At 36.8% G+C, this 21,331-nt stretch carries 17 protein-coding genes; 1 reads left to right on the top strand and 16 read right to left on the bottom strand.

Going from position 1 to position 21,331, the window contains the following annotated elements:
* The 8 genes from RYK16_RS07075 to trxB all read right to left on the bottom strand — a co-directional run.
* A partial coding sequence (locus RYK16_RS07075) for an Ig-like domain-containing protein (protein ID WP_314851568.1) occupies positions 1-1,372 on the bottom strand: 1,372 nt, incomplete at its 3' end.
* Between the two features lie 347 nt (positions 1,373-1,719).
* On the bottom strand, positions 1,720-3,924 hold the full coding sequence (nrdD, locus tag RYK16_RS07070) for an anaerobic ribonucleoside-triphosphate reductase (protein ID WP_314851567.1): 2,205 nt from the start codon (positions 3,922-3,924) through the stop codon (positions 1,720-1,722).
* Positions 3,925-4,189: 265 nt separating this feature from the next.
* Positions 4,190-4,801 (bottom strand): hypothetical protein, encoded by a 612-nt coding sequence (locus RYK16_RS07065; RefSeq protein ID WP_314851566.1) that lies wholly within the window; start codon positions 4,799-4,801, stop codon positions 4,190-4,192.
* Position 4,802: 1 nt separating this feature from the next.
* Positions 4,803-5,378, bottom strand: coding sequence for a hypothetical protein (locus RYK16_RS07060; RefSeq protein ID WP_314851565.1), 576 nt, complete (start codon positions 5,376-5,378; stop codon positions 4,803-4,805).
* A gap of 83 nt (positions 5,379-5,461) precedes the next feature.
* Entirely contained in the window at positions 5,462-7,768 is a 2,307-nt protein-coding gene (locus RYK16_RS07055; RefSeq protein ID WP_314851564.1) for an FAD-dependent oxidoreductase, read from the bottom strand.
* 110 nt (positions 7,769-7,878) lie between these two features.
* Positions 7,879-8,331 (bottom strand): thioredoxin-dependent thiol peroxidase, encoded by a 453-nt coding sequence (gene bcp, locus RYK16_RS07050; protein ID WP_314851563.1) that lies wholly within the window; start codon positions 8,329-8,331, stop codon positions 7,879-7,881.
* Between the two features lie 65 nt (positions 8,332-8,396).
* A complete protein-coding gene (locus RYK16_RS07045) occupies positions 8,397-9,101 on the bottom strand; it encodes an HAD-IA family hydrolase (RefSeq protein ID WP_314851562.1) in 705 nt (234 codons plus the stop codon).
* Positions 9,102-9,173: 72 nt separating this feature from the next.
* Positions 9,174-10,073 (bottom strand): thioredoxin-disulfide reductase, encoded by a 900-nt coding sequence (gene trxB, locus RYK16_RS07040; RefSeq protein WP_314851561.1) that lies wholly within the window; start codon positions 10,071-10,073, stop codon positions 9,174-9,176.
* 296 nt (positions 10,074-10,369) lie between these two features.
* Between trxB and RYK16_RS07035 the strand changes: the two genes are divergently transcribed.
* Entirely contained in the window at positions 10,370-10,804 is a 435-nt protein-coding gene (locus RYK16_RS07035; RefSeq protein ID WP_314851560.1) for a hypothetical protein, read from the top strand.
* A 102-nt stretch (positions 10,805-10,906) separates the two neighbouring features.
* On the opposite strand, the gene RYK16_RS07030 is transcribed toward RYK16_RS07035, so the two are convergent.
* The 8 genes from RYK16_RS07030 to argS form a co-directional block, all read right to left on the bottom strand.
* On the bottom strand, positions 10,907-11,632 hold the full coding sequence (locus RYK16_RS07030; protein WP_314851559.1) for a phenylalanine--tRNA ligase beta subunit-related protein: 726 nt from the start codon (positions 11,630-11,632) through the stop codon (positions 10,907-10,909).
* 26 nt (positions 11,633-11,658) lie between these two features.
* Positions 11,659-13,269 carry a putative manganese-dependent inorganic diphosphatase gene (locus RYK16_RS07025; protein WP_314851557.1) on the bottom strand — a complete coding sequence of 537 codons (1,611 nt, stop codon included), beginning with the start codon at positions 13,267-13,269 and terminating at the stop codon, positions 11,659-11,661.
* A gap of 25 nt (positions 13,270-13,294) precedes the next feature.
* Positions 13,295-14,569: an AraC family transcriptional regulator gene (locus RYK16_RS07020; RefSeq protein ID WP_314110303.1), complete on the bottom strand. Its 1,275-nt coding sequence runs from the start codon at positions 14,567-14,569 to the stop codon at positions 13,295-13,297.
* A 110-nt stretch (positions 14,570-14,679) separates the two neighbouring features.
* On the bottom strand, positions 14,680-16,191 hold the full coding sequence (locus tag RYK16_RS07015; RefSeq protein WP_314851556.1) for a YfcC family protein: 1,512 nt from the start codon (positions 16,189-16,191) through the stop codon (positions 14,680-14,682).
* Between the two features lie 17 nt (positions 16,192-16,208).
* On the bottom strand, positions 16,209-17,147 hold the full coding sequence (arcC, locus tag RYK16_RS07010) for a carbamate kinase (protein WP_294025051.1): 939 nt from the start codon (positions 17,145-17,147) through the stop codon (positions 16,209-16,211).
* A gap of 4 nt (positions 17,148-17,151) precedes the next feature.
* Positions 17,152-18,144, bottom strand: coding sequence for an ornithine carbamoyltransferase (gene argF / locus RYK16_RS07005; protein WP_294025049.1), 993 nt, complete (start codon positions 18,142-18,144; stop codon positions 17,152-17,154).
* A gap of 55 nt (positions 18,145-18,199) precedes the next feature.
* Positions 18,200-19,429 carry an arginine deiminase gene (arcA, locus tag RYK16_RS07000; protein WP_294209280.1) on the bottom strand — a complete coding sequence of 410 codons (1,230 nt, stop codon included), beginning with the start codon at positions 19,427-19,429 and terminating at the stop codon, positions 18,200-18,202.
* A 240-nt stretch (positions 19,430-19,669) separates the two neighbouring features.
* Positions 19,670-21,325, bottom strand: a complete 1,656-nt coding sequence (argS, locus tag RYK16_RS06995; RefSeq protein WP_314851555.1) for an arginine--tRNA ligase — start codon at positions 21,323-21,325, stop codon at positions 19,670-19,672.
* Positions 21,326-21,331 lie beyond the last annotated feature (6 nt).

Raw genomic sequence — 21,331 nt, 5'->3', positions numbered from 1 at the left:
GATGTACTGTAACAGCTGATCCTATAGGACCTACCCATTGTTTTGTGGCCTTAACGGAAGTTCTAATTGGTTCATCCTTAACAGTTTGAATTGCATTACTTGTAGGACTTACGACCAATGTATATTCATCAGTATTTAATTGATAGCCAGCCGGAGCTGTCTTTTCTTTAATTTTATATGTTCCAGACACGAGTGGTGAAGAAGTGATTGTTCCATCTGCACCTGTTGTAAGTTCAAACTTACTTCCATCTGGTTTTGTAACTTCAAATACTGCATTCTTTAAGACAATAGAGTTATCATCCGCGTCAACTTTGATCAACTTGATCTTATTCGCCATGTTACCTGTTCCAGTTCCGCCTGAATCTTCAGATTGGTGGCTTCCATGGGTTGTAGCATCATAGTTATTAGCAGTAATTCTAACGTTATTAATTAACTTTGTACCTGGTGTATAAGTTGTCTTATAAACAAGACGATACTGTGTACCGTTTACTTCACCAAGATTCAGTGTAAATGTCTTCTTGTCTGGTGCAATCGTAAGCTTATTAGATATGTCAACTAGAATTTTAGGTTCATCAATATCACCAGTATTGCTAAATCTAACTTGGTATAACTTAAAACTACCAGGAACATATGTTTCATTTCCTGCACCACCTGTTAGATGGTCTGTAATCACAGCATTAACTAAATGAGCTTGACGGTAGTTAACACGAACATACCATTCAGCCTGATCTTCAATAACAACATTCTGACCATTTTCCCATTTAATTGCTTTTGTACCATATTTTGCTAGAAGTTCATCATCACTCACAATATGAGGACCTATCATTTTAACAGTTACGGATTTAACTTGACCATTTACAACGATGTCATATGTGTTATTTTTATCATATTGTTCACTAGAATATTGGAATTTAGACGCAAGGAAAATATTACCCTTAACATTTTCTCTTCCTTCAACCCAATTCGTAAATGTAACGCGTACCTTACCACCAATATTATTATTAGGACCTGGCGTTACATGCGCTTTTGCAATGACTGTAGTTCCATCATCTCCAAGAATATCAAAGTCCCTCTTTGTTGTATCACTTGGAAACTTCATCTTATCTGGCAATGTAATATCGAAATAGTCACCTTCTTTCAAGTTTGTTCCATTTCCGCTTGCATCCCAATCCATTGATAGATAGAAAGAGTCAGTAAACCAAATAGGTACTCCTTCTCGTTTATCTTTATCCAAGATCTTAAATGATGTTACTCTAGCACTCACCTCTCTAGGCGTACCTGCAGCATAGACATTTAGACCCGCTCCTTGGAACAGGATAGTGAACATCATCACTACAGACAGAATAATTCTACTAATCATTTTTTTCAGCATGTTATTGGCTCCCCTTAAAAAATTTGATTCTATGAAGTAATATCGATCCAGCAATCAAGTTTTCACTTGTTGTTGTAAAAATCTACATCAATATCAACCGTTTTTTTCTATTTATTGATATCGACAAAATATATCCAGTGTCTATATTTCTTATATTGTATTCCTTTAGTTGACATAAACAAATTAAGAAACTATTAATATCCTGACCTTAATAAATTATTAAAAATTGTATTTTTGACACTACAATTTTTAATGCTTGTTAATTGACATTATGTATTTATATTATTCATAAATTTAAGGGTAAAATTACAAAAAAAGAACATGTACATATTACATGTTCTTTTCACTTATAGATGTAATACACGTTCTTTGATTTCTTGCGTTCTTCCTTGATTCCAGAACTGTGTACCAATATAGCCACAAGTACGGCGTGCTACATTCATCTTTGTTTGATCTGTATTGCCACAACATGGGCACTTCCAAATTAATTTATGGTTGCCATCTTCAATAATGCTAATTTCACCATCAAATCCACAAACTTGGCAATAATCACTCTTTGTATTCAATTCAGCGTATGTAATTGTATTGTAAATATGCTTCATTAACGCAAGTACTGCAGGAATGTTATTTTGCATATTAGGAACTTCTACATAGCTGATTGCTCCACCTGGAGATAACTGCTGGAAGTCAGATTCTAATGTTAACTTATCGAATGCATTAATATCTTCTGCAACATGCACATGATAACTATTTGTAATATAAGCACGATCAGTAACACCTTCGATAATACCAAAGCGTTCTTGTAGACACTTGGCAAATTTATATGTTGTAGATTCCATTGGCGTTCCATATACGGAGAAGTCGATATTTGTATCAGCCTTCCACTTATTACAAGCATCATTCATATGCTGCATAACACGCATACCAAATTCTTTACCTTTTTCTGTTGTATGAGAAGCACCTGTCATATAGTGAACACACTCATATAGACCACCATAACCTAATGAAATTGTGCTATATCCATTGAACAATAATCTATCGATTACTTCACCCTTCTTTAAACGTGCAATCGCTCCATGTTGCCAAAGGATAGGTGCAACATCAGATGGTGTTCCAAGTAGTCTCTTATGACGAATCATAAGCGCTCTATAGCAGAGGTCTAATCGTTCATCAAATATCTTCCAGAACTCTTCTTCATTACCCTTTGATGAACAGGCAATATCTACTAAGTTGATTGTGACAACACCCTGGTTGAATCTTCCATAGTATTTATGGTGATTAGAATTATAGTTTTGCGCTTCTGCAATATTGCCTAAATCATTATCGGTAAAACGGTCTGCAGTTAAGAAGGAACGACATCCCATACATGGATATACATCCCCATTCTTCAAGTGCTTCATTACCTTAGCAGAAATGTAGTCAGGAACCATTCTCTTAGCAGTACATTCAGCCGCAAGTTTTGTTAAGTAATAATACTTACTTCCTTCATACACGTTATCTTCATCTAATGCATAGATAAGTTTAGGGAATGCTGGTGTAATATAGATACCCTTTTCATTCTTAACACCTGTCATTCTCTGCTTGAGCATTTCTTCAATGATAAGTGCAAGGTCATCTCTTGTCTGTCCATCTTCCACTTCATCAAGATACATAAATACCGTTACGAATGGAGCTTGTCCATTTGTAGTCATTAGTGTGATGATCTGATACTGGATTGTCTGAACGCCAGTTGTAATTTCCTTGCGTACACGTAATTCTGCGAGTGCATTAATTTTGTCGTTATCAACTTCAATCCCCGCAACCGCTAATTCTTCTGCAACATTACGACGGTGTTTTTGACGTGATACTTCAACAAATGGCGCAAGATGAGATAGTGTAATTGTCTGTCCACCATATTGGTTAGAAGCCACCTGTGCAATGATCTGAGTTGCGATATTGCAAGCAGTCGCAAAGCTATGTGGCTTTTCAATTGCTGTACCTGAAATAACTGTACCATTTTGTAACATGTCCTCTAGATTAACTAAGCAGCAGTTGTACATTGGTTGTGCAAAGTAGTCTGAATCATGGAAATGAATAATACCCTTTTCATGAGCTTCATAGATATCCTGTGGTAATAAGAAACGCTTTGTAATATCTTTTGAAACTTCGCCTGCCATGTAGTCACGTTGTGTACTATTTACAGTTGGATTTTTATTTGAGTTTTCTTGTTTCGCTTCTTCATTGTTTCTTTCTAAAAGAGAAAGAATCTTTTGGTCAGTTGTATTTGCCTTACGAACCAAAGCACGCTCGTAGCGATATGTAATATAGTTATGAGCAACTTGGAAAACCTGTGCCTTCATCAGTTCGTTTTCAACCATATCTTGAATCTCTTCAACAGATACAGATCTCTTAAGAGCCTTACACTTGTTAGAAACCCGTTCTGTAATATCGCGGATTACTTCTGCTGTTGTACGGTATGATGGATCAGTTGCTTTATTTGCCTTTGTAATTGCATTTTCAATCTTCGACATATCAAAAGCCAATTCTTCACCGCTACGCTTAATTACGTTCATTTTGTCCCTCCATATAAAAATAGTTGCATTTCCAACTATTATTTCGTATACAAGAATAATACCCTCTCACCTGATGAAAAACAAGTATCATTATTATGAAAATTGTATTCAAAAAATAGACTAAAATCTTACACTTTTTAAAAGTTCAGTCTAGATGCGAACTTTTTAAAGATGTACGATTTTTTATTTCATTTTTATGTAAAAAAATAATTATTTATCTCAATCATAAAAAAATCTACCCTTCAAAAGGATAGATTGAAATGGGTTATTCCCAACCCTTAGAGGAATAGAATTCTAAGTTGGTAATTTGTTGATTTGCATCAATATCACAAAGGATATAACAGAATCGATACGGTGTTTCTGAGCGATGATTTGCTGTGTAATAACTGATACGTACAAAGTAGCGATATACATCTTCCTTAATTGATACAAGCTGTACATCCTGCTTCAAGTACTTCATATCTGACAAACTTTCGAATGTAGGATTCGATCCATCGGTAATTGTAGTTGGATCTTTCATTCCTTCACGGAAAAACTGTGTTTCTGTATTTAAGTTATATGTAGAGATGATACTTGTTCTTTGGTTTGCATATTCTTCTGGTGAATTCCAGACAAAAGCCGATGTCCACAATTGATCCATCAATGTAGTATCTGTGGATACACGCTTTGTGGAAGTATAAATTGTATCACTTTCCCCAAAACCGTTTACATATCCTGTTGGTATCTCTGCCAATTGATTCTCTAATCCTTCAATCTCACGTATTTGAGATAACGATTGAGAATTATTACGATTACCCCACTCATAACGCAACAGAAAAGCAACCACCATGATAAGCGCACATAACAAGCAAATCACAAAACTAACTAGTTTCTTCATATTAGTACCAAGCCTCCACAGAACTGCCTTTTAGTTCTCTTCCACTTGAGTCTCCATATTGACTATAATTTAGTACAAGATTTGAGAAATGATTTGTACTAGCATCATAATATCCCTGCACCCATGCAAGCATGTTTGTACCATCACTCAAAGTCCAAATCACTTTTTGACTTGTACCGGAGAATATAAATGTTGGTGCAAAAGACCAAGTATATGAACCATCTACCGGATACCATACAGACATGAAATTCCCATTATCACCTGCAGTAACATATGTCTGCATTAGCGTCTGCAATTGCGAACTCACTGCGTCTGATTGATCCTGCAATGCCTGTGTTTGTGCCTGTGCTATCCCATTTCCAGCATTGAACATTGTCTCTAATTTAGAATATTCTTCTGAAGATGTTTCTTGTTGTAAAGCTTGTGCATCTACTATCTGCTGTGACAATTCATTAGCCTTATAGGCGCGTTGAATAGAATCCTGTTCAAACTGTTGTGCAGATTGAAAAGCCCCATATGCGATATACACAGTAACTGCTATAAATAACACTGATAGAAATGTAAATAGTTTGCGCATAATCATACTCCTTCTAAGCGATTATACCATGAATAGAGGGATAAAAAAGAAAGAGGTAATTTATACCTCTTTCTAAGCATGTTTTACTTGTTGTCAGCAACGATAGTATCAGCAGCTGTACGACCTGAAACGAAGATTTCAACAATCGCATTACCACCTAAACGGTTACCACCATGGATACCACCAGTTACTTCACCAGCAGCGTATAGACCCTTGATAATCTTACCATCTTTGTCTAATACGTGACGCTGTGCATCAACTGTTACACCACCCATTGTATGGTGTGTAGATGGAGCTAGTATTCTAATCTTTAACTTAACGCCATCAAGCTTATAAGTATCAACGATGTACTTACCGTTTTCATCCTTTTCAGCTGTACCAATTAATGTTGTCCAACCTGTCTTTGTTGGGTTCAATGTGTTTTCTGTACCTGTCATCAATGCCATATCGTATTCCTTGATTGTATTGATAACTTCTTCTTGTGTGCATTCAAAGCCTAATTGCTTGAATAACTCACCTAACTGATCAACAGTTCTTGTGTACTGTCTATTTTCAACATCACTTTCCCAAAGTGTTAGATCTTCATCCTTTGGTGTTCCATAAGGATATGGACCAGGAACTAATTGGTTGGAGTTTGCAATATCCATAATTGTTCCATTTGTACCATTGAAGCTTACGCCATTTTCAAATTCAGCAAGTGATAATACGTCACGTTCACCAGTTTCGTTAACGAAACGCTTACCAGTTGTAGGGTTGATATAGATTGCATAGTGTCCACCACCGAATGCAAGGTTACCATTATCTACCCATGAGATAGGCATCATCTGTGTAAAGCCCATACCTGTTGTAGCAGCACCTACTGCTTCTGCCATATCAATACCAGAACCTACTAATGAAGAACGGTTTGTTGTACCTGTATGTTTTGTGATATCACCATCAGGCCAATAGTCGTTTGTTTCCATAACGCGCTTGATATCTGCAGCGTATCCACCAGTTGCAAGTACTACACCCTTCTTAGCATGAACTGTTACTGGAGTTCCATCATATTGAACACCCTTAACACCAACAACTTTTCCATCCTTATCTGTGATAAGTTCTGTTACCTTTGTACGTAACATGATTTCGTTGTCTGCATGGTTAGCAGCTGTTTCAAGTAATGTCTTCTTCGTTGTTGCAAAGTATGTATTCCAAACTGTCTTACCCTTTACATTCTTTCCATCTGGATCTGGTGTTCCATCACCATCAAGATCACTTCCCTTGAAGTCATTTTCACGGTTCCATAAAGCACCGACAATAATTGGCTGAATAGAGTTATCAAAGATTGCGCCTTGATCTTCTAACCAACCCTTAAGGTCTTGTCCACCATCAACAAACTGCTTAACAAGATCATATGAACCATAGATCCATGAAGTCTTTTCAGCATTTTGTCTTAATCCACCATAGTATGTTTGGAAGATATGTAGATTTGGAGTTGAGAATAATGTAATTTCACCTTCAGCCTTACCTGCATCTAACTGTGGCTGTGCCCAGTTTAAGTAAGCCTGAATTTCACTCTTAAGTTCCTTTAATGTTCCTAAGTATTCTGCATGTACACCAGCATGTGATAATGTTTCAATATCGCCTGCTACAAATGGTGTTTTATCAAAATACTTACTATCGAATTCATTTTCATTCCAGTTAAGGATTTCCTTTAATACCTTGATGTTGCCAGTAGCATTATGTACTTTATTGTATGTAACACCCTTGTAAACACCTGTTGTTGCATCTGGATCAGCTGGATCCCAAACTAAGTAAGATTGTGCAGACTGGAACTGTCCACCAGAAGCTACAGTATTACCACCGATTTCGGAGTTAACTTCTAATACAACTACTGAGTTACCGTTCTGTGCAGACTGAACTGCTGTAGCCATACCAGCACCACCAGCACCTACTACTACAACATCAGTTGTCTTTTCGATTGCTTCACCTGCAGTATGTTCTACTGTATTCTTCTTGAAGCCATCTAAATCACTAGCTTCTGCTTGCTTTGCAGCGTCAATTAATGCATTCTTAAAACCAATTGAAGTAAATGTTGCGCCAGAGATAACATCGATACCTGCACCATTCGCTTCCTTCGCATCTGCTACTAAATAGTCAAATGCTGGTGTTCCGATATGATTTGTTTCTTTGTTATCACTATAATCAATTTCGGAAATACCATCCTTTGTAAATGTAACTGTTAAGTTAATTGGTCCATTATAACCAGTACCTGTACCAGTATATGTACCCTCCTTATACGTTACTTTTACGTTTTCATGTTTCTTTGCACTATCTTCTTTGTTGTTTGGTGAACATGCAACAAGTGAAATAGCCATCAAAGAACTGAGTCCTAACTTCACGTAATTCTTCATTTTTCCCTCCGTGTGTATTTTTTAACAAATACCCTAATCATATAGTATATTACTTCTTATTTTTTTGCTAATGAAATATTAAAAAAACTGCCCATTGGCAGTTTATAATTTTATAATTCTTTAACAACATCTTCTACATGGCTTGTTGCTTTCACTTTTTGGAAAGTTTTGATGATAATACCCTGTTCATCAATTAAGTATGTAGAACGCTCAATTCCCATATACTTGCGACCATACATAGACTTCTCTACCCAAACATCATATGCCTGAATAGTCTCTGTACTTTCATCAGATAACAATGTAAATGGTAAGTCATAGTTACTTTCAAACTTCTTGTGTGACTTTACACTATCTTTAGAAATACCTAATACGACTGCGCCCTTTTCTTGAATCTGTGGTAAACGGTCACGGAAGTTACAAGCTTCTGCTGTACAACCGGATGTATTATCCTTTGGATAAAAATAGAGGATTACCTTCTTTCCTTTATACTCGGAAAGCGTATGTTCTACGCCATTTTGATCTGGCAGCTTAAACTCTTGTGCTTTTACTCCTACATTTAACATTTTTCATATCTCCAATTCTATGCATCAATGATAATACATAATGGTTTTATAAACCTTGAATATGCCTATTGATACTGCTTTAGTAAATCTAGAACATCACTTGGTTTTTGAATTGTTGGATACTCTCCTATTTCAATACCTTCATGATAAATAATCTGCACTGGATGGATACCTAAAGATTTCGCAGCTTCAAGATTCTTAACCTGGTCATCAATAAAAATACATTCTTCAGGTTTAAGTCCAGATTTTTCTAATGCATCGCGATACATCAATAAGTCCGGTTTTAAAACGCCTAATTCATAACTATATGTATATTGATCAACATATTCATCTAATTTGAATGCATGAATACGTCTTTCAATAAATGGCCACGTATCAGAAATAATTCCAATACGATAACCTTCATCCTTTAATGTTTTCAGTGTTTCCAAGGAACTTGGTATCAAACTCATTGTCGCAAGATTTTCCACCATATCAACTGCAAGTTTTACTGCATGTTGAAACGTTCCATCTAACTTCGCTTGATCAAATAGCGTTAGATAGAAACGAGTAAATCTTTCAATCTGCTCCTGCTCACTTTTCATTGTTGGATTTTCAATAAATGGTAAATACGCTGTGTTGTATGCATGTTGCCATACATTTTGGTCGAGTCTCGAAATTTTCTCTCGAGGAAATAGTTCATAGAATTTTTGATTCAAATTCCAATCACCGCTGCATGGTTCTAGAAGGGTCCAGCCTAAATCAAAAAATATACATTTTATCTGATTCATTATACCTACCTCTTGTTAGTACTATTATACCACTTATCAATACTAACAGAGGAATACATCTTGTAATTTTCCTTACAAATTATTACATGCATTCAAAGCCGCAATAGCTCCATCACTGGCAGCTGTTGTTAACTGACGAACACTCTTTACACGGCAATCACCTGCAGCGTAAATACCTTTAACAGATGTACGACATTCTTCATCAGCCTTAATGAATCCATATTCATCCAATTCAACAATCTCAGAGAAGATCTGATTCATAGGAATTTGGCCAATTGCTACAAATAACGCATCAACGTTTAATGTCTTTGTTTCACCAGTATTTTTATCTGTAACATCAATTGATTGTAATCGATTTTCACCATTCAATTTTGTAACAGTGCTATTCATTACCTTTACGAGGTTTTCTTTACCGTCAAGTTTTACAACCTCAGCTTCATCAGCGCGGAACTCATCACGACGATGGATGATATATACACGATTACAGAAACGTGTTAGGTATTCCGCATCTTCAACTGCAACATTACCACCACCATTTACAGCTACGTCTTTTCCTCTAAAGAACATTCCATCGCAAGTTGCACAATAAGATACACCTTTACCAGTCAGTTCCTTTTCACGATCAATTCCAAGCTCTCTACGCTTCATACCAGTCGCAATGATGATTGCCTTAGCGTGATATTCATTCTTAGCAGTATAGACAATCTTTTCATCCTCACGATTTTCAATCTTTACTACGCCTTCAAATGCGAAAGTTGTACCTAAGTCTTTTGCTTGGTTATATAAATCTGTCGCAAAATCAAAACCAGAAATATGTTTGATACCTGGATAGTTTTCAATATCTGCAGTATTAATGATTTGTCCACCATATGTAGACTCCTCTAGTACTAAAGCTTTCTTCCCTGCTCTTTGTACGTAAATGGCTGCTGATAAGCCTGCTGTACCAGCACCTATAATCATTACATCTATCATAATTTGACTCCTTTTATATTTTATACAACTAAACTTTATACCTCTGCGCAAAATAACACAAAATATATGCCCAATCTCTTATGTGTAAACTTTTTCATCTATTGTAAACTATCGTGTAAATTTTACATTCTATTATCATAAATTAACAATTTTATAATCTTTTCAATATAATTCTTCTGTTAGTTTTATTTTCTTTATATTATCATTGAGTAGCATGATAAAAACATATCTTTTTTCATAGAATATATGTTATATTCTTATGTATGTTTCTTATCAGTATATTTGGAGGGATTAAGATGAAAAAGACATTAGGCACAATCGTATTAGCTAGTTTATTATTCTTAGCTGGCTGTGGTGCAAGCGCATTATCTACTAAGAGCATTTCTGAAAAGTTAACAAAGGACCCAGCAAAGGTTTCTGTTATCTATGTTGATCCAGCTTCTGGAATTCAGCGTGAAACAATTACAGACCAGAAAGATCTTATTAAATCAATCGCCGATGAATTAAAGACACTTTCAACAAAAGTTGTTAAAGACAAGGTTTCTTTCAACCAAAAGGAAACAGCATTCGGTGTTGAAGTAGCTGACAAGGAAGGTACATATAACGTTACTCTTTACTACAACGGCTACATGAGAGTTCAAAAGTTAGGTGAAGATGTTGTAGTTTACTCTGTAACAGAAGAGCAGATTGAAAAGTTAAATGAAATCTGGTCTGAAGCTATGTCTAAATAACAATTGTTTATATCTGTTTCTTATTAGAGATGATAAGTACTTATCATCTCTTTTCTTATACTCATAAAAATGCGACTCAATTTAATGAGTCGCATTGTATATTTATTCTTGAATCATTGTTTCCTTTGTATGGATATTGATAATCTGTTGGTTAATGACTTCTGCACCAACATACTGTGTTAAAAGATTTGCAAGTTCATCAACTGCTTCTTGTAAGTCTCCTACACGGTTTGGTTCTACGCACTCCATGGCAATAAATTCAACTGTTGTATCATCTGTCACTTCTGTACGTTTTCCATCACGCCAGTTCCAACAACGACAGATAACACCCTCTTCATCGTAGTATGCAATTTCACCTGCAAGTGGTGGTTCTGGCTTGTCTGAACCAATTGGCCAGAAGTCTTCTCCACCCTTCATAATACCTAAGTGTAAGTCACCCTTGAAGGCTTCCATATTCTCTGCCCCAATTGGGAATGCATACTTTAATGAAATTGCATTTGTAATATCAACAGTTGGCGCAATTGAACCAACTGGTGTACCATGCAGTACACGCTTTAGTAATGCTTCAATCGAGCAACGCGCACCTTTCTTTGTAGGGAATTTAGAATATGCCTCACGCCATGTCTTTACAACTGTATTTTCTGAAATCACTTCACTGGTCAAGTACTTCTTAGCACCTTCATTTGCGCTATCTAATAATGCTTTGATTTCTGCTGCCTTTTCATCATCTAAATGAATAGATTCTTGAACATTTTTCACAGCTAATACCGCAATACTAGCTTCTGGAAATATCTTCCAAAAACCCTCATCCACAATAAACTTTTTCATTGTCATACCTTTCGTACTATAGTATATCACTTTAAAGTATCGATAATAATTGGTAGTACTTGCTTCTTGCGAGATACAATACCCTTTCCAAAATGATCTTTGTTGAGAAGATCACCAAAAGCTTCTGTAACGATACTAGACTTCTTTCCTGCTGCTAAAAAGTAGGAGCCTGACCCCATAGGATCAGTAAACAGTGTTAATACTAAATCGTAATGTTGTGCCTCTGCTGTCTCTTCCATGAATGCATGGAAGTGATCTTTGATTGCAAAGTAATCATCTCTCTTGCATTGTACCTGTGCAATCGCAATTCTTGTACCACTAATTCTAAATTCTTTGAAGTCATTATAGAGTAACTCTACATCTGTCTTATTTGTAACGGAATCAGAGGCATCTAACATCTCTTGATATAGGTCAACTGCTTTTGTGCCTGATACTTCTTCCAAGTACTTCACCATTTCATGATCAAATGTTGTCGTCGTTGGTGACTGCAAGCACATCGTATCGTTAATAGCAGCACCAAGAAGAATACCTGCTAGATTCTTTGGTAACTTAATATGAGATGACTTATATAAGCCTGTAATGATTGCAGCAGTACTTCCTACCGTACGTGCGACGATATTGATTGGTGTCACTGTTTCAATACCACCCATACGATGGTGGTCTACAATCTCAACTACCTCACCAAACTCTAAATCACGTACGGATTGCATTGCTTCATTATGGTCGACGAGAATAAACTTCTTCTTTTCATAATGGAATAAGTGATAGCGTGAAATAGCACCTACAACTCTACCCTCTTTATCTAATACTGGATATGTACGATACCGCGTCTTAGCGATATGATCACTTACCTCATCAACATACTCTGTTTCTTGGAACGTCATGACATCTGTTGTCATCACTGATTTGACAGATGGTGTTTGATAAATCAATCGTGAACATTCAATTACAGAGTAATCCGTATGCAACATAGGTATGCCCTTTTCTTTTGCATAGGATAAAGTAACTGCATCAATCCAATCTTCACCAGATACAACTACAAGTGCTGCACCTGCATCAATCACGAATCGTTGAATATCCGGATTATTACGTACAATTACAATAGAATTCTTATATACTTCTGGCTTATCAGACATGGAAGGCATGATTTGCACAATACCACTTGGACGATACTGTTTTGATTCGCAATAATACTTACCTTTTAGTACTCTTGCGATATTGGTTAATGTAGCTGTGCTGATTAAGTCTTTTAATGACTTACCACTTTCTGCCCAAAGCTTTGTTAAGTCAGAAACAGATAACAATCCTAAAAGTCTTTCTTTTTCATCAACGATGAAAATACCTTTATTTTTACGAGATAAAATAAGGTCTAATGCTTCTTTCATTGTTAAATCTGGGCCAGCAAGTAATGGATCATCCTTTTCTATTTCCGATAACATGCATCTAGCTGTATGGATTAGTTTCGGATGTTCAAAACCAAACTTCTGTAATAAATACTGTGTTTCACTCTTTGCCTTGCCTAAAGCACATGCGATAGCATCCTGCCCTAGCTGTTGTTTGAGATGAGCATACGCGATTGCGGATACGATTGCATCACAATCAGGATTCATATGCCCTGTCACATAGAATGGTTTCATTATTTACCCAACTTTCTAATTATAGTTATCCTGTAAAGCCACTCTCAGAACGGTCCACTTTTTGCAGTGTAATTCCTGTACGGAACTCTGTTGGTGTCATGGCTTTGAATTTGTAAAAGTTAAGATTGAATGTCTTGATATTGTTATAACCTACAGCTACTGCAATATCTAAGACAGAATATGTTGTAGATATCAATAACTCACTAGCTTTGTTAATACGAATAAAATTTAATAATGTTTCAAAGTTTTTCTCAGAATAATATAGTAATGATCGATTTAATTCTGAAACACTAACACCGTATTTCTCAGCCATCGTACTTGCAAGTAACTTCTCTGTATCATAGTGCTTGTAGAGATAGTTTGTTACTTCGAAGGCAACGTTCTTATCAGCGCGATTATATCCAGATTTTACTTTGCTATAGATCTTACGGTATTTATTTGGTGTAATACCAACCTTTTCCACAAAGTGTTTTGATAGATGTGATGCATCCGCAAAACCAAGGAGAACGGCAATTTCTTCTAATGTCATATCCGTATAAATCAGATAGTCTGATGTTTTTTCAATACGAATATTGTTCAGTAATTTTGTAAATGTAGTACCTGTTAAATCGGTTAACTTCTTTGACAATGTTGATTCTGATATAAAGAATACTTCCGCAACTTTTTCGAGTGTTAAACGTTCTGAAGAATGGGAATAAATATAACTCAATATCGAATTCTGCATAACTGATGCATTTTCTTCGTTTACCACTTCTTCACTCGCTTTAAAGTAGCGACGATACGCCACCATCAACTCAATGATTTTAACGAGTGAATAAAGGAAGGACAATGGTTTTGTAGGTTGCCTGACTAATGCAGAATCAACACCAAGTTCATTTTGCAAATGGGACATGATTCCATCTACATATTTTGTCTGTTCCTCGTTTAAATACACGACTGGCTCTACCGCAAGGAAATTTAGTAAGTCTACACTTTCTTCTTCCAAACCTGGTGTTACCTTTAGCATTGTATTAATAAACTGATAATCATAAATTACAAGATTTAGATGTAAGGTATCTCTTACATCAATAATATCTGTAATCTTCCATGGTGTAATTGCACATAGTGTATGTGGTTTAATGTCATACTCCACACCATCTACTTTGATCTTACCGACACCTTTATTAAAGTACATAAAACGGGCAGCCTGATGCATCAAAGCTTTGGTTGGTTTCTCAATTGCTTCAAAGTCAAATGAGCAAAATGAGATGGGATTAGTTTCCGACGTCCAGCTATCTTGAATAGTTGCTGTCTTTGTCATAATTGTTGTACCTCTGTTGTACATATCATAGCATATTTGTATAAAAGCGGAAAGTTCCGACCGTGCTCTCACACAGCCGGAACTCTATCCTAAACATATTTGAGTTTTAATTATTTGATTAACATCATTGCTAATGATAGAACAACGATATTTGCGATAGCAATCGCTACAAATAACTTCATACCCCACTTCATATATGTCTTTAGTTCAACCTTAGCTGCACCTAGACCACCCATTACTACACCAGATGTTGGTGTGAAGAGGTTGATTAATCCGCAACCAGCGCAGAAGATATTGATCATAATTGAAGCGTTGAAGCCTAATGTATTTGCTAAACCACCCATTACTGGCATTGAGAATCCAGCAAGTCCGGATGTAGAAGGAACTAAGAAACTCAATACTAAGTAAATTACATATGATAGAGGAGCGAATACGAATCCTGGAACACCCATCAACAAACCTGCTGCCTTGTCCAAGATCCAGAAGTCCATATGAGTAGACTTCATAACGACTGTAATACCACGTGCAACTGCGATAACGATAGCTACAGATAATAAGTCCTTAGCACCATCTAAGAATGTATCAATGAATTCTCTTTCAGACATTCTAGCCATGATAGCGATAAGAATACTTGAGAATGTAAACCAAGCAGCTAATTGAGAGAAATACCATAGGCCTAAAGGCTCACCCGTTACGACTGAAGTCCATCCGAATGCTGCTAAATAAGCTTCTTCATTACCTTTATAGATAATATCCATATAGGAAATCAAACTGATAATCATAACTGCAAATGAGATTGCGAATACAACTAATACAGCCTTATGCTTGCCAGTAAATTCTAACTTATCGCCATCATCCTTTGTAAAGTGTTCACGCATATCTTCCTGCTCTTGTAGAGAAAGAATTGTTGAGCCTTTATCAGCCTTAACCTTCTTAGCGTATGCTAATACAAAGAAAATAGCGATTGCAAGTGATGTAAACCACAATGCAAAACCAAGAATCATAACTAATGTGTTGTCATAAGGAACGTTAACACTCTGCAATGCAGCCATAGCTGCACCAGTAGCAAATGGGTTAATTGTTGAACCTAATACACCACAACCTGCACCGAGCAATACAGTCGCAACTGCTACCATTGTATCGAAGCCAGCTGCTACTAATGCTGTAGTAATCAAAGCGTAGAAACCAATAGTTTCTTCAGCCATACCGTATGTAGAACCACCGATAGAGAATAAGAACATCAAGAAACCGATTAAGAATTCTTCCTTACCGTGCATCTTCTTAACTAAGTGATAAACACCCGCTTCAAGAGCACCAGTCTTCATTACAACACCGATGAATCCACCGATTGCCATAATAAATACAATCAAGTCTGCAGCATCCACAAATCCTCTTGGGAATGCCATGAAGAAATCACTGAACTTTGCGCCGACAACCGTAACGGTTTTGCCGTTAGCAACCATGTTAACCAAGTCACCATACTTCTCAGGGTCTAAACCACTGATTAAGCTATCGCTGATTGGCTGTCCATTTAATAATACAGAAATTACACAAAGTACTGCTAAAATGATAAATAAAATCGTAAACGCTGTTAATGAGCGTTTCTTGGCTTTCACAGACATACTATCCCCCCTTCTAATTATTTAGTAATAATGGTGCCTGTTTCACCTTGTAAAGCAACTTTTGCTTTTTGTAATGATGTAATTAATGCAGTTCCACCATGTGTGTTATTCTTAACAAATTCCATGCATGATTGAACCTTTGGAAGCATACTTCCAGGAGCAAATTGCTTCTCTTCGATATACTTCTCTGCTTCTTCCAATGTCATTGTTGGAAGTTCCTTTTGATCAGGCTTGTTATAGTTAATGCATACTCTGTCAACTGCAGTTAAGATAATCAACATATCTGCACCAATGGACTGTGCTAGTAATGCACTAGAACGGTCCTTATCGATAACAGCTGCAACGCCCTTTAATCCTTGCTCTGTTTCAACTACAGGGATTCCTCCGCCACCAACTGTAATAACGATGTCGCCAGCCTTAACAAGTTGTTCAACAACCTTTAATTCAACGATACGTTGTGGAATTGGTGAAGGTACAACACGACGATATCCACGTCCTGCATCTTCTACAAATGTAAAGCCCTTTTCAGCAGCAATCTTATCTGCTTCTTCCTTAGTATAGAAGCTTCCTACTGGTTTTGTAGGTTTAGCAAATCCTGGATCGTTTGCATCAACAACTACCTGTGTAACAATAGCTGCACATTCCTTGTCAACGCCACGAGCCTTTAATTCCTGCTGAATTGCTTGTTGTAAATGATAACCGATATAGCCTTGGGACATCGCACCACATTCTGGGAATGGCATATATGGAGTATTACCACCCTTTGTGCATGAGAATTCCATAGCTAAGTTAATCATTCCAACCTGTGGTCCATTACCATGACCAACAATTACTTCATAGCCGTCCTGTGCTAAATCAACGATAGTCTTAGCAGTATGACGAACTAATTCAAGCTGCTCTTCAGGGGTATTGCCTAAAGCATTACCCCCAAGAGCTACTACTATACGCTTTGCCATGTAATTACTTCAGAGTAGCATACATAACAGCCTTGATTGTATGCATGCGGTTCTCTGCCTCATCAAATTGTCTAGCTTGTGTGCCTAAGAATACATCATCTGTAACTTCCATAGCCTCTAAGCCATACTTCTGGTAAATGTTCTCACCAACTGTTGTGTTACGATCATGGAATGATGGTAAGCAGTGTAAGAAGATAGCAGTTGGCTTAGCCATTGCCATTAATTCCTTATTAACCTGGTAAGGACGTAAGAGCTTAATTCTTGGCTCCCATAATTCTTCTGGTTCACCCATTGATAACCAAATATCTGTGTAAAGAACATCTGCATCCTTAGCACCGATCTTGATGTCATCTGTTAATTCGATTTCAGCGCCTGTCTTGCTAGCTACTTCTCTGCACTTAGCAACGAGTTCATCTGAAGGCATTAATTCCTTAGGTCCGCATGCGCAGAAGTGCATACCTAACTTAGCACAAACAATCATCAATGAGTTAGCAACGTTATTACGAGCATCACCGAAGAATGTTAACTTACGGCCTCTAACATCGCCGAATTCTTCCTTAACTGTTAAGATATCAGCCAACATCTGTGTTGGGTGATATAAGTCTGTTAAACCATTCCATACAGGAACACCAGAATACTTAGCAAGTTCTTCAACTACTTCCTGCTTAAATCCACGGTATTCGATACCATCGTACATACGACCTAATACCTTAGCTGTATCTTCCAATGATTCCTTCTTACCCATCTGTGATGATCCAGAATCTAGGAATGTAACACCCATACCTAAGTCACGTGCACCAACTTCGAATGCACAACGTGTTCTTGTAGATGTCTTTTCGAACAAGAGCACAACCTGCTTGCCCTTTAAATAACTGTGGTCAACACCGTTAGCCTTTAATCTCTTGAATTCAGCAGATAATTCTAAGAAATATCTGATTTCATCAGATGTAAAATCTAATAGTGTTAAAAAACTTCTTCCTCTAACATTTACGCCCATAATAGCTCCTTTTCTTAATATTTTTTCTATTTATATGGTTATTTAATTTTTAAACTTAGTCTTCACGAACTAATGGCATGGACATACATCTTGGTCCGCCACGTCCTACGCATAAGTTGGATGCTTCTAATTCTAATACTTCAAATCCATTATCCTTTAGATATTGGTTTGTAACATAGTTGCGCTTGTAAACGATAATCTTACCAGGAGCGATTGTTAATGTATTAGAACCATCGTTCCACTGTTCACGTTCAGCAGCTAATGGGTCGCCAGCTCCGCAAGGGAATAAACGAACCTTATCTAAGCCCATGAACTTAGCAAGAATATCTTCTAACTTACCTGTATGTTCTTCGATATGAACATCATGATTTGCACGATCAGCTGTTAATGCAAATACCTGTAATGTTCCCATGATACCTGGGTGAATTGTAAATGCATCAGTATCAATTTGTGTAAATACTGTATCTAAGTGCATGAATGCACGTGAATTAGGAATATTGAAAGCTAAAATTGTCTCAATCTTATTTCCTTCGTTTTCATAGAACATCTTCATAGCTAAGTCCTGAATAGCTTCAGCCTGTGTTCTCTGTGAAATACCGATGAATAAGAGTTTTTCATTAACGTTTAATACGTCTCCACCTTCAATATGGAAGTGGTTATTACGTCCATATAAGTCTGGAACATTTCCAGCATATTCTGGATGGAATCTAAAGATGTAATCTGCATAGATTGTTTCACGGTTTCTTGTTACAGAATACATTCTGTTAATAACTGCACCATTACCTACAGAAGCGAATGGGTCGCGTGTAAAGTATAGGTTTGGCATTGGGTTTACTAATAAGTGAGAGTTAGATTCAAGACGGTCAACTAAGAAGTTTGTGTGGATTTCACCAATTTCTCTGAATGTGATACCAGCCATTGTCTTTAGAACTAATTCCTTAGTATTTGTAAACTTAGCTAAGTAGTCCTTAATAATCTTATGATATTCAGTTGTATGAACACCTGATTCAACTAACCACTGATCAAGGAACTGTTCCTTAATTTCTGGGTGAGCATCTAATGTTTCAGCCATTAAATCTTCAAGATAAACAACTTCAACACCGTTGTCACGTAAGATCTTAGCGAAACGATCGTGTTCAACCTGTGCTTCGTAAAGATCAGGAATATCATCAAATAATAATTCTCCTAATGTTTCAGGTGTAAGATTTAATAATTCATCTCCTGGCCTGTGTAATAAAACCTTTTTGAGTGTTTTAATTTCACTCGTTACATGAATGTTAGACATTTGCTTTCCTCCTATTGTCTTTTCATTTGGGCTACATATCGCGCGCATGATATGTAACCGGTTTCAAATCTATACTATTATTATAAACATATTTTTATCTATATTTGGAAACATAATGCCTAAAATTTTGTATTTTTTTGTAAAAATCTTCGTATTACTTTCTGTTAAAAAATGCTAAAAAATCACAATAAAAGCCCTTATATTGCTATAAGGACCATATTTATCGTTCTTATTGTTGAATTACATTGATTCAGGTGCTTCTACACCAACAAGGTTAAGAGCATTCTTCAATGTTACCATTGTAGCCTTTACTAAGCCTAAACGTTGGTTTGTTAACTCAGGATCTTCTGGGTTATTTACACGTGAACTGTTGTAGTAGCTGTGGTAAACCTTAACAAGAGAAATGATGTATTCAGTAATCTTGTTTGGCTTTCTGGTTGCTGCTGCATTTGCAACTTCGATTGGGAATTCACTGATGAGTTTCATCAACTGTAATTCCTTCTCATCACTGAGACGATCATAAGTAGCTACCTGTGTGAATGCAGGAATCTTAGGATTGTTCATAATGGAATGCATACGGGAATATGCATACTGTGCATAGAATACAGGGTTGTTGTTGTCCTTAGAACGAGCTAACTTCATATCGAAATCCATATGAGTCGCAACGTCCTTAGAAACGAAGAACCAACGAGCAGCGTCAACACCTACGTCTTCGCAAAGTTCACGAATTGTAATCGCATTACCTGTACGCTTGGACATCTTCACTTCCTTACCATCTTCAACCATACGTACCATCTGGATGATATCTACCTTAAGTACATCTGGATAACCTAAAGCAGTTAAAGCAGACTGCATACGTGTTACGTAAGAATGGTGGTCAGCACCCCATAAGTTGATTAAGTGGTCATAGCCTCTTTCAATCTTATAGATGTGGTTAGCGATATCTGGTGTTAAGTAAGACAATGTTCCATCGCTCTTACGTAATACACGGTCCTTGTCATCGCCATATTCAGTACTCTTAAACCAAAGAGCGCCGTCTTTTTCATATGTTAGATTCATTTCAGCCATCTTCGCTAAGCAATCGTTAATACGCTTACGATTGTTTTCATAGAAGAATGTTTCGTGCTGGAAGTTCTGGAAATCACAACGGTATAGTTTTAAATCATCTTCAATCTTCTTTAATTCTAACTCAACACCTGTCTTCTTGAAGTATTCAAGACGTTCTGCAGGATCAGCATTTAACCACTTATCACCATCTGTTTCCGCAATCTTATTTGCGATATCGATGATATCCTGTGCATGATATCCATCTTCTGGAAGTGGATACTCTTTTCCAAAGTGTTCAAAGTAACGAGAAATCAAGGATTCACCTAACATTACAATCTGGTTACCAGCATCGTTTACATAGAACTCTCTGTAGTTGTTATAACCACTTGCTTCGTAAAGACGTGAGATACAGTCACCCCAAGCTGCGTTACGAGCATGTCCGCAGTGTAAGTCACCTGTAGGGTTAGCGGATACCCACTCAACCAACACATTCACACCTGCACCAGTGTTATTCTTACCATAGTCATCACCAGCGTTGATAACAGTGTTAATTACTTCAGTTAAAGCATCCTTCTTTAAACGGAAGTTAATGAAGCCAGGCTTAACAACTTCGATAGAAGAAGCTTCTGTGTAGATTTCCTTTAACTTTTCAACGATAGGTCCAGCAATATCTAATGGACTCTTATGCAATGTTCGGGAAAGGCGCATAGCTACACTAGTTGAATAGTCTCCCATCTTTGGATCACGTGGGGTTTCAACAATCAATATTGAATCATCTGCGTCAATATCGTACACTTGCTTCACTGCCTCACGGACAGCTGAACTAATTTTGCTTTCAAAATCACTCATATTTTT

It is taken from the genome of uncultured Solobacterium sp. (assembly GCF_963550625.1).
Classification (GTDB): Bacteria; Bacillota_I; Bacilli_A; order Erysipelotrichales; family Erysipelotrichaceae; genus Bulleidia.
This window is presented reverse-complemented; position numbering and strand designations above follow the sequence as displayed.

Coding starts and splice junctions, on each gene's coding strand:
- nrdD (WP_314851567.1), bottom strand. CDS start 3,924: ATGAACGTAATTAAGCGTAGCGGTGAAGAATTGGCTTTTGATATGTCG.
- RYK16_RS07055 (WP_314851564.1), bottom strand. CDS start 7,768: ATGAAGAATTACGTGAAGTTAGGACTCAGTTCTTTGATGGCTATTTCA.
- RYK16_RS07060 (WP_314851565.1), bottom strand. CDS start 5,378: ATGCGCAAACTATTTACATTTCTATCAGTGTTATTTATAGCAGTTACT.
- arcC (WP_294025051.1), bottom strand. CDS start 17,147: ATGGCAAAGCGTATAGTAGTAGCTCTTGGGGGTAATGCTTTAGGCAAT.
- argF (WP_294025049.1), bottom strand. CDS start 18,144: ATGGGCGTAAATGTTAGAGGAAGAAGTTTTTTAACACTATTAGATTTT.
- RYK16_RS07030 (WP_314851559.1), bottom strand. CDS start 11,632: ATGAAAAAGTTTATTGTGGATGAGGGTTTTTGGAAGATATTTCCAGAA.
- argS (WP_314851555.1), bottom strand. CDS start 21,325: ATGAGTGATTTTGAAAGCAAAATTAGTTCAGCTGTCCGTGAGGCAGTG.
- RYK16_RS07020 (WP_314110303.1), bottom strand. CDS start 14,569: ATGACAAAGACAGCAACTATTCAAGATAGCTGGACGTCGGAAACTAAT.
- RYK16_RS07025 (WP_314851557.1), bottom strand. CDS start 13,269: ATGAAACCATTCTATGTGACAGGGCATATGAATCCTGATTGTGATGCA.
- bcp (WP_314851563.1), bottom strand. CDS start 8,331: ATGTTAAATGTAGGAGTAAAAGCACAAGAGTTTAAGCTGCCAGATCAA.
- RYK16_RS07015 (WP_314851556.1), bottom strand. CDS start 16,191: ATGTCTGTGAAAGCCAAGAAACGCTCATTAACAGCGTTTACGATTTTA.
- RYK16_RS07045 (WP_314851562.1), bottom strand. CDS start 9,101: ATGAATCAGATAAAATGTATATTTTTTGATTTAGGCTGGACCCTTCTA.
- RYK16_RS07065 (WP_314851566.1), bottom strand. CDS start 4,801: ATGAAGAAACTAGTTAGTTTTGTGATTTGCTTGTTATGTGCGCTTATC.
- trxB (WP_314851561.1), bottom strand. CDS start 10,073: ATGATAGATGTAATGATTATAGGTGCTGGTACAGCAGGCTTATCAGCA.
- arcA (WP_294209280.1), bottom strand. CDS start 19,429: ATGTCTAACATTCATGTAACGAGTGAAATTAAAACACTCAAAAAGGTT.
- RYK16_RS07035 (WP_314851560.1), top strand. CDS start 10,370: ATGAAAAAGACATTAGGCACAATCGTATTAGCTAGTTTATTATTCTTA.